The 9588-nt window shown below is 44.9% G+C and carries 10 protein-coding genes; 6 read left to right on the top strand and 4 right to left on the bottom strand.

What is annotated here, in order from left to right:
• The 4 genes from RMO52_RS10825 to RMO52_RS10810 all read right to left on the bottom strand — a co-directional run.
• Positions 1–1714, bottom strand: a 1714-nt coding sequence (locus tag RMO52_RS10825) for an MBL fold metallo-hydrolase (RefSeq protein WP_310413896.1), incomplete at its 3' end; no start/stop codon positions are given.
• Between the two features lie 56 nt (positions 1715–1770).
• Positions 1771–2181 (bottom strand): DUF4351 domain-containing protein, encoded by a 411-nt coding sequence (locus tag RMO52_RS10820; protein WP_310413893.1) that lies wholly within the window; start codon positions 2179–2181, stop codon positions 1771–1773.
• A 201-nt stretch (positions 2182–2382) separates the two neighbouring features.
• Complete coding sequence (locus RMO52_RS10815) at positions 2383–2721, bottom strand: hypothetical protein (RefSeq protein ID WP_309741854.1); 339 nt, start codon at positions 2719–2721, stop codon at positions 2383–2385.
• A 121-nt stretch (positions 2722–2842) separates the two neighbouring features.
• Positions 2843–3568, bottom strand: a complete 726-nt coding sequence (locus RMO52_RS10810) for a class I SAM-dependent methyltransferase (protein ID WP_309741855.1) — start codon at positions 3566–3568, stop codon at positions 2843–2845.
• 453 nt (positions 3569–4021) lie between these two features.
• On the opposite strand from RMO52_RS10810, the gene RMO52_RS10805 reads away from it, so the two are divergent.
• From RMO52_RS10805 to RMO52_RS10780, 6 genes are all read left to right on the top strand, one after another.
• Complete coding sequence (locus RMO52_RS10805) at positions 4022–4468, top strand: SufE family protein (RefSeq protein ID WP_309741856.1); 447 nt, start codon at positions 4022–4024, stop codon at positions 4466–4468.
• A gap of 10 nt (positions 4469–4478) precedes the next feature.
• Positions 4479–5474: a GTP-binding protein gene (locus tag RMO52_RS10800; RefSeq protein WP_310413890.1), complete on the top strand. Its 996-nt coding sequence runs from the start codon at positions 4479–4481 to the stop codon at positions 5472–5474.
• Between the two features lie 14 nt (positions 5475–5488).
• Positions 5489–6619, top strand: a complete 1131-nt coding sequence (locus RMO52_RS10795; protein WP_310413887.1) for a GTP-binding protein — start codon at positions 5489–5491, stop codon at positions 6617–6619.
• A 55-nt stretch (positions 6620–6674) separates the two neighbouring features.
• A complete protein-coding gene (folE, locus tag RMO52_RS10790) occupies positions 6675–7313 on the top strand; it encodes a GTP cyclohydrolase I FolE (RefSeq protein ID WP_310413883.1) in 639 nt (212 codons plus the stop codon).
• Between the two features lie 147 nt (positions 7314–7460).
• Positions 7461–8438, top strand: coding sequence for a GTP-binding protein (locus RMO52_RS10785; protein WP_310413880.1), 978 nt, complete (start codon positions 7461–7463; stop codon positions 8436–8438).
• A 47-nt stretch (positions 8439–8485) separates the two neighbouring features.
• Complete coding sequence (locus tag RMO52_RS10780; protein WP_310413876.1) at positions 8486–9577, top strand: WD40 repeat domain-containing protein; 1092 nt, start codon at positions 8486–8488, stop codon at positions 9575–9577.
• Positions 9578–9588 lie beyond the last annotated feature (11 nt).

Here is a 9588-nt window from a genome sequence, read left to right as displayed (position 1 = left end):
TGGCGAAGTTTTGAACGGCGGCGGGGAGTAAGTCTAGTTGCGTTTGGAATAAGTCGGTGACTTCGCGGACTAATCCATCGATGTAGACGGGGACATTGACGCTATGGAATAGGGCACTGGTGCGGATGGCGAGAATAATCTCTTGTGCGCGTCCGAGTGCAAAGGCGGGAATTAAGACATTACCACCATTCGCGACGACTTCGACGATCGCTTTAATCAGATCGCTCTCTTGGGTGCGTCTGGAAGGGTGGGTATCGGAGCCATAGGTAGATTCGGTGATTAAGATGTCCGCCTGGGGTAAATCGGCCAGTTTCAAGCCCTCTGCGGTGCGGCTGCTGGTGGTATTGTAGTCGCCCGTATAGAGGATCGATCGATTGCCGTACTCCATGTAGATGCAAGCTGCGCCGACGATATGCCCAGCATGAATGAACCGCACGGTTAATCCTGGTAAGGGGGAAAAGTCCACGCCGACGGGTTGAGTTTGCAGGGTGAAGAGGGTTCGATCGAGATCGTCGGCGGTAAATACCTGTCCGAAATCTTCATTACCCTGTTTTTGCTGCGCCGCCTGCACCTTCAAACCATCAGTGAGCATCACATGGGCGATTTCTCGCGTCCCGTGGGTACAAATCATCGGCACCTCTGGAAAGTCCCGATGGAAGATCGGCAACGCGCCGATATGATCGAGGTGTGCGTGCGTAATTAGGATTAAATTAGGACGTTCTAATAACTCAAACGCTGGTAACGGATCGCTCCCTTTCGGGCGAGTCCCCGCATCCATCACGATTTCATACGGCCCAATTTGCACCCGAAAACAAGACGCACCAATGCCTCTGGCTGCACCCAATGGGGTGACAATTAACCTGTCAAGATATTTATCGCCTTCTGCTGCTAATTCTCCCGTCTCCCCATCCCCCAGTCTCCCCGTCTCTCCATCAGTGAGCGTAGCCGAACTGCCAAACGTACTCTGATGCGGATACGCGTAAACTCGCGCCACCTTCGTCCGCGCATTTACCTGGACTCTGGCACGCAGATCTAAGGGAACTAAACTTTGTGCTTCCCATTCCCAGGTTGGTTCCTTAACTCTAGTGAGGGATAGCTCCCAATCGCGATCGTTCAGCTCCTGATTTAGGGCTGCTAGCGCGAGCGATTTAATTTCACTCGATCGAGCATTATCTGGATTTCGAGGCTTGTGAATGGTCTTAGGGGCAACACTGGGCAGCGATTTAGTTACCGTTTCGGCTGCTAAATTGTCGAGCTGTTCGGCTGAAATAATCTCCAGTGTCATCCCCACGCGCTGGGCGACAAATTGCCACAATTGCCCAGATTTGACAGCAGGAGGCGGATCGAACAGTGTCGGACGGATCGTTGGTTCGCCGGGACGCTCGATTTTAAGCGAGACGGTATTGTGCTTGCGACTGACTTGATTGGTTCTACCCACACAAAGGAATCGATCGCCTTCAAGCGCGCTAGGAGCATGTTCTTCAATGATTTGCAACCGCGTAATATTCCCATCAGTTTGCATAATCGGGATAACGCGCCATTGTCTGCTCCCTGCGCCGATACTGACATCTCCCAATGGTGCAGCGCGAAACTGACAACCATCGGGGGTCATTAATACTAGTTTGTTAGAATCGCGATCGTCGGGGGCGATAATGCCACTAACGGTCATTTCACAGTATTGTTCGAGTGAAATTTCGAGCGTGTTAGTGGACATAGGAGTGTCAGGGGGTGGAGGAGGATGTTGTTGGCGCGATCGTCCAAACTTATGCCTTATTGTATACCTCTGGGCGATTTGTCTAACCAAGCTGTCAAATCGGTGGCGGTATTGAAATCTAATAGTGCGTCGCCTAGAGATTCTATGTTCTCTAGAGACAGATTATTTATCAGCGCGATCGAGTTAGGATCGAGTGTGCCTAACTTACGCGTTAACATTCTAATTATTAAGGATTTCCCTTCTTCACTACGACCTTTTTGAGTAGCAATATCGATTTGTTCGAGATATAATGGTGATAAATTCATCATTAACTCCGTTTCTTCTGGTGCTTTATTTTGTTTATTTTCTAGAACGATCTTCAAGTTGGAAAATAGTTCTAGTGCATTTTGACGGTAGGGGCTATCTGTTGGTAAACGAACTATTTTCGCGATCGCTCGAATCTGGAATAGAGCTAAATTTCTTCCCAAGTTTTTGCTGAGATAAAACGGCTTAAATGGTTGACATTAGTTGTCGCGATCGTGACGTTATGACCTTCTAATTGAATTAACACTGCTTGAGCGGCAAGAATTACATCTCCATCGTTGGCGTAGCCTACCGTTAGGTAAATGAATTAGCTTTAGGATCTGTAACCATTCCCAATATTCCAGTATCTAATAATACGATCTGGCTCATGGAAATAGGGGTCGATTGCTAATTCTATCTGCATCCAAAGCTTGATGCAAGAATTCCCAAGTTTCTAAGTGTTCTTCCGAGTCACCCTCATCTTCCCACGATTGCAGCAATCGATTCTCCACGGGAGAGGCTTCGCCAACGAGCGATGGTGGTTGATTCGCTTCAATTTGCCGCATAGCTTTTTCCCAAGCTGCGGCTGGAAAATTTCGATCTACCTGGAATGGGATAGGATCGGTTTTCTCGTCAGGAATAGTAGCCTGGATAGCTTGGATGAGGTGAATTCGCTCTTCAACACTCATGGCTTTGATTTGGTCTAAAGTAACTGAGAGATCCATCTCGATCGACCTCAATAGCTGGTTGTCCCCTAATTATAATCTATGGTCGATCGATCTATTTAGCTAGTTTTTTTTGCTTATTTACTTTTAGCTCTGTTCGTTTTCATCTAGTTGATATCGATTACGGCTTACCAAAAAAGAAGAGATGCTGCTGAGGTAAAACACTTTCATTTTTCAGCAATTTTAATCCTACAGCCTTCATTTCGCGCTCGATCTGTTTTTGCGTAGTCTTGTGGTGTGGCTTGATGAAAACTTTCGGATCTTCACCGCGATATTCTGTCAACACGATGCGTCCGCCTGGTTTAAGTGCTGAGACAATCCCCGTCATCATTTCTTGAGGATAACCGAACTCATGATAGGCATCAACCATGATGGCGAGATCGATACTTTCGGGAGCTAGTTCGGGACTTTGTTCGTTACCCAGTTGGGTTTGAATATTGGCGATCTTAGCTCGATCGATCCGCCGTTTCAATAGTTCGATCATTTCTGGCTGCACATCGACAGCTAATACTTTGCCATCCGGCACCTGTTGCGCGATGAGCTGCGAAATATAGCCCGTACCTGCCCCAATATCGGCTACAACGTCTGTAGATTTGAGTCCCAATGCTGCGACCATTTGCTGGGGTTGTTCCTCTGTAGCGCGATCTGGACGCTCTAACCAACCTGCACCTTGATGTCCCATCACCTGAGCGATTTCTCTACCCATGTAGACTTTGCCCGTACCGTCGAAGCTGGGTTGTCGATAGCTGTAGTATTTAGACTGGATGAGTGCAGTGCTGGGCTGAGTGGCGATTTGCCACCAGATTAGGCAAGAAATTAAAATTTTAAAGAGCTTTTTAGTCGGCATCGATCGAGTCAAATTTATGGGAATAGATTATGTCAGCAAACTTTATTATAGAATCGAACGTCTAGAAGATGTGTGACTATAATTTAGCTCGATCGCGGTACCAATCGAAAGAGCTTTGAGTATGATTAAATTACCAAACAATCGATCGATTTAGGTACCATTTACTTCATACTGACAAAACCAAGAGCTAAAATTGCGATCGCAACATTGGGAGATCGTGCTAGACCCGCAACTGGTCTTCACTGTCTCGGGCAATTTTTACTTACTTGCAAGCATGTGGACTCGATCGAAAACAGACCTAGTGGCGACATATCGATCGATCGATGTCCTCCTCGTAGGTCTACCTGATGGGAATGCCAGAGGCGATTATCACTCTATCTGTCAAATTAGGTGAAGATCCGATATCATGATAATGATTATCATTATTTTCAGAATGGTTCGCCTCAGATTGATATGTCGCCACTCTCCCAGCCACTACCACCCGCATTGGAGCGAATCATCCAACGTTTCCAACAAATATCCGAGTCAAAACGGCGGTATGAGTACCTGCTGCAATTTGCCAAACGGCTTCCACCGTTCCCCGAAGACCAGAAAATCCCTAAGAACCGAGTTAGCGGCTGTGCATCGCAAGTTTATGTAATTGCGACGGTTGCTGCGGGAAAGGTCAGTTTTCAGGGCGATTCCGATGCCCAAATCACGAAGGGATTGGTAGGTTTATTAGTGGCAGGATTGGATGGGTTGACTCCTACCGAAATCATGGAATTAACACCGCATTTTATTCAACAAACTGGACTAGATGTCAGCCTGACTCCCTCTCGTGCTAATGGGTTTTACAATATTTATCAGATGATGCAAAAGAGAGCATTAGTTTGTCACTTGACGGAGACTTATTCGCATTAAGGAGACAAGTATGTCCAATTTAGTCGCACAGAGTTGTCTAGATTCAGTGTTGAAGTCTCAAGCTGAAATACCTGTGACGATCGTGACGGGTTTTCTTGGGAGTGGTAAAACAACACTGCTCAACCACATTCTCAATAATCGGCAGGGTTTGAAAGTTGCTGTAATTGTAAATGAGTTTGGAGACATCGATATCGATTCACAGTTATTGGTAGCGGTGGATGAAAACATGGTGCAATTAGCTAATGGTTGTATTTGCTGTACGATTAATCAAAGTTTAGTTGATGCGCTTTGGGCTATTGTAAGTCGGACTGAATCGATCGATTATCTGGTAATTGAAACGACAGGAATTGCCGATCCATTGCCGATTGTACGGAGTTTTACCACGACAGATTTACAGCAGGTGACTAGGCTTGATGCGGTGCTGACGGTGGTAGATGTAGAATCATTCACATCTGAGCATTATCATAGTGAAGCTGCATTAAACCAACTGATTTTTGGCGATATTATTCTGTTGAATAAGACCGACTTAGTTACTGCTGAAGTTGTCAATGAGTTGGATAATTATATTCGATCGATCGCCCCAAAAGCTAGAATTATTACTACTCAACATGGGCGAGTATCATTACCATTAATTCTAGATGTGGGAGTTAATACTACTCTCAGATCGTCCAAATCGAGTCACGAGCATTCTCATCATCTAGAAAATGATGGATTCATCGCAGTTTCATTTGAGAGCGATCTCCCGCTAATTCTACCTAAGTTTCAGGACTTTCTCGACCGATTACCTTCAGATATTTATCGAGCTAAAGGTATGCTCAAATTTCAGGGTAGTAAATTGCGTCATGTCTTGCAAATGAGTGGTAAAAGGTATGAAATGAAAAGCATTTCTGTAGGAAAATTTGCCAATCGTTCGCCGCCACCCAATGCTAATCAACTAGTATTTATCGGACGAAACTTGAACGCCGAGACGATTAGAATGCAATTAACTGAATGCCTTGCCATTTAATTTAATAAATCTACATGACCCAAACAATAACGCATCCAGCCACAGCTAAGCTCAAAATTCCCAAACGAGGAATGCCTGTGACGATTATTACTGGTTTTCTAGGTAGTGGTAAAACTACGCTACTAAATCATATTTTGAGCGATAGACAGGGTTTAAAGGTTGCCGTATTAGTCAATGAATTTGGTGACATTAATATCGACAGTCAACTACTTGTATCGATCGATGAAGGGATGGTAGAGCTGAGTAATGGTTGTATCTGTTGCACCATTAATGAGGATTTAGTAGAAGCAGTTTACAAAGTGTTGGAGCGGGAAGATAAGGTTGACTACATGGTAATTGAAACTACTGGAGTCGCCGATCCGTTGCCGATTATTTTGACATTTCTGGGGACAGAGCTACGGGATATGACGCGATTAGATTCGATCGTGACGATGGTAGATTCAGAAACATTCACACCCGAACACTTCGATAGTGAAGCAGCATTCAAACAGATTACCTATGCTGATATTACGATTTTAAACAAGACAGATTTGGCAAGTGCCGAGAAGGTTTTGAGTGTGGAGACTTATATTAAGTCTGTCAAAGAAGGTGCGAGAATCCTGCATAGCGAACATGGAAAAGTACCCCTCAATCTAGTTTTGGATGTAGAGTACAATACCCCAAATGATTATGCAAATTTAGTTAAAGAAGAAATCGAGCAATCTAAGCAAGATAGTCATAAACATCATGCTCGCGAACACGCTAGTCATGAATCTCATGAGGCTCATCAACACGAACATGCACATGCACATGAAAAACACGATTCTCACAGTCACGAACATCATGCTCACGAGCACCATCATCACCATTCTAGTCACTTAGATAATGATGGTTTTGTCTCGATCGCATTTGAAGGAAATCGTCCTTTTGATGTCAAGAAATTTGAAACGTTCCTGCAACTGCATCTACCTTCAGAAGTTTTTCGAGCCAAAGGAATTTTATGGTTTACCAATAGTGAAGATCGGCACATTTTTCAACTTAGTGGTGCGCGGTTCAATCTCAATGGTGAGCCGTGGCAATCTGCACCTAAAAATCAGCTTGTGTTCATTGGGCGCAATTTAGATGCCGATAATCTTCGACAGCATTTAACGGATTGTTTTGCTTAACTCTTAACATTGCAATTCAATCTTCAATCTTTAATTAGTCAACCTAACATTCAAAATGACATTATCTATTTCACCTGACGATATGCGTAAGCAGCTCATTAGTACTGAATCCAAACCTCCCGTGTCTGAAGCAGAGATGCAGCAAGCAGTAAGAACACTGCTAATCGGGCTAGGTGAAGATCCAGATCGAGAAGGGCTGCTCGACACTCCCAAACGAGTCGTTAAGGCTCTTAAATACCTGACTTCTGGTTACAATCAATCGCTGGATGAATTGCTCAATGGAGCAGTATTTCATGAAGATGCAAATGAAATGGTATTGGTGCGAGATATCGATCTATTTAGCTCTTGCGAACACCATATTTTACCGATTATCGGACGCGCTCATGTTGCGTATATCCCAAATGGGAAGGTGATTGGTTTGTCTAAAATTGCTCGGATTTGTGAAATGTATGCCCGTCGGTTGCAAGTACAAGAGCGATTGACTTCCCAAATTGCTAATGCAATTCAGGGGTTGTTAAAGCCACAAGGGGTGGCGGTAGTGATTGAAGCAACTCACATGTGTATGGTGATGCGCGGGGTGCAGAAGCCTGGTTCTTGGACTGTGACGAGTTCGATGCAGGGTGTGTTTGCGGAGGATGCTAAAACTCGTCAGGAGTTTATGGATCTCATTCGTCATCGGGCATCTTTTCATTAGGGGTTTTGGGGTGGTGGCGGGGATCTACCCACCCCGCCCTTTGGGCACCCCTCCGAGGAGGGGATTTTTCACCCTAGCCTTTGGGAAGAGGTGGGGTAATCCAATTATAGATAGCGAAGATATCTTTTTTTAATATTCAATTTATTTATGCTAGATACACTTGATGCACCACCGCGAAAGTTGCCTGTAACGATCGTGACGGGATTTTTGGGTAGCGGTAAAACTACACTGCTCAATCATATAATTCAAAATTTTGAGGGCTATAAGGTTGCTGTTTTAGTCAATGAATTTGGGGAGATTAACATCGATAGTCAATTATTAGTTAAAGTTGGCAATGATGACGATAATAAAAACACGATCGAACTGACGAATGGCTGTATCTGCTGCACGATTAATGATGATTTTGCTGATGCTGTATATCGGATCTTGACTCGACGCGATCGAATTGATTATCTGGTAATTGAAACGACAGGTGTTGCCAATCCATTACCGATCGCCATGACGTTTTTAGGTACCGAGTTACGAGATTTTACACATTTAGATTCGATCGTTACTATCGTCGATGCGGAATCTTTTACACCGAGCGAACACTATAACAGCGATGTGGCGATCGACCAGATCTTTTGTGGCGATATTATTATCCTCAATAAAACCGATTTAGTTTCTGAGGAAAAAGCAAATAAGGTCGAAGACTTTTTGAAGTCTGTTAAAGAGGGGGCGCGAATTTTACGATCGGCACATAGCAAAGTTCCACTATCTCTACTACTCGATACCAATCTTGCCGCTCCAGGTTTTTTTAATGAAAGTTTAGCAAATTCTGAATCGGGTTCTCAACATCTGAAGAATGATGGATTTATGTCAGTATCCTTTCAAAGCAATCGCCCAATTGTGTTGAAGAAGTTTCAACAGTTTCTCGATTATCAACTACCAGAAAATGTATTTCGGGCCAAAGGAATTCTCTGGTTTGATGAAAGTCCACTCCGACATATATTTCAACTGAGTGGTAAACGCTTCTCGATCGATGATAGTGAATGGACGACTCCGCCGCAAAATCAAATGGTCTTAATCGGTCGCAAGCTCGATAAACTTTTTCTCATGCAAAGTCTCAATAACTGTTTGGAGTAACAGATTTATCCAACGAGTAATGGGTAATAAATCGATAGGATTCATATATGAAAAAACCCAATTTAGCTGAAGAAGACATCATCGAACAGCCGATTTTGGAGTTGAGCGCGACTACACAATTATCTGATTATATGAGTGCGATCGCGTGGTCGCCGATCGATAATACTTTAGCTGCGGCTTGTTGTAATGGCGAAGTTCACTTACTCAAGAGTTTTATGGGTAGAGCCTTGTGTCCGCCGACTGGTAATTCCATTGATGCTCTAGCCTTCTCGCATGATGGTAAATGGCTAGCTGCGGGCGGGTTAGATGGCAATATTACCTTATGGCGGATCGACAGCAAGATCCCCGAACTTTTCGACACGATCGAATCTGGCTCTTGCGTCTATCGATTAGTCTGGAGTCCAACCTGCAATCATCTGGCATTTAATCTGGGCAAATCCGTCCAGATTTGGGATGCAGATCGGGCGGAAGTCGTTACAAACTTACCAGGGGTTGCTAGTCCCCAAGATTTGTGCTGGTCGCCCAATGGTCAACACTTAGCGGTAGCGACCAAAAATGATATTCACATCTGGAATAGTCACAAATGGGACGCTCGGCTGTATCAGTGGGAATTGAACTCACCTGCCATTACCCTGGCTTGGTCGCCAGATGGTGCTAATTTAGCTTGTGCCATATACGATCGCAGCGTGGGCGTATTGGACTGGTCAAAAGCTCAATATCTGGAGCAAGAATCAGTCGATGAAAGCGATATGCCGATGCGGATGAGTGGTTTTCCTGGTAAGGTCAATCGATTAGCTTGGGCAGATCTGCCCCCTGACACCAATTTTCCACCGTTGCTAGCCGCTTCTACCCGCGAAATAGTGTCGGTATGGGTCAAGACTCCTTTGGACTGGGAGAGTTGGGTGCTAGAACTCGGCAGTGGGAATGTCATCGATGTGGCATTTCAGCCCAAAAGTGGGGTGTTGGCATCCCTAGCCGAAGATGGCTGGATCGTCCTCTGGCAAGCGGCTGTAGAGGCAGTGCAGGTACTCGATGGGGCAGAGGAGGGGTTCTGCTGTTTAGCTTGGCATCCGACGGGCTGTAGGCTAGCAGCAGGGGGACGACGGGGTGAATTGTTTGTGTGGTCGGTTTGCGGGTGATTTGTTGGGTT

The sequence above is a fragment of the Chamaesiphon sp. OTE_8_metabat_110 genome, from assembly GCF_031382685.1.
Classification (GTDB): Bacteria; Cyanobacteriota; Cyanobacteriia; order Cyanobacteriales; family Chamaesiphonaceae; genus Chamaesiphon.
This window is presented reverse-complemented; position numbering and strand designations above follow the sequence as displayed.

Bases quoted from the DNA above. Each gene is read 5' to 3' on its own strand.
- RMO52_RS10815 (WP_309741854.1), bottom strand. From the start codon at position 2,721: ATGGATCTCTCAGTTACTTTAGACCAAATCAAAGCCATGAGTGTTGAA.
- RMO52_RS10810 (WP_309741855.1), bottom strand. From the start codon at position 3,568: ATGCCGACTAAAAAGCTCTTTAAAATTTTAATTTCTTGCCTAATCTGG.
- RMO52_RS10805 (WP_309741856.1), top strand. From the start codon at position 4,022: ATGTCGCCACTCTCCCAGCCACTACCACCCGCATTGGAGCGAATCATC.
- RMO52_RS10800 (WP_310413890.1), top strand. From the start codon at position 4,479: ATGTCCAATTTAGTCGCACAGAGTTGTCTAGATTCAGTGTTGAAGTCT.
- RMO52_RS10795 (WP_310413887.1), top strand. From the start codon at position 5,489: ATGACCCAAACAATAACGCATCCAGCCACAGCTAAGCTCAAAATTCCC.
- folE (WP_310413883.1), top strand. From the start codon at position 6,675: ATGACATTATCTATTTCACCTGACGATATGCGTAAGCAGCTCATTAGT.
- RMO52_RS10785 (WP_310413880.1), top strand. From the start codon at position 7,461: ATGCTAGATACACTTGATGCACCACCGCGAAAGTTGCCTGTAACGATC.
- RMO52_RS10780 (WP_310413876.1), top strand. From the start codon at position 8,486: ATGAAAAAACCCAATTTAGCTGAAGAAGACATCATCGAACAGCCGATT.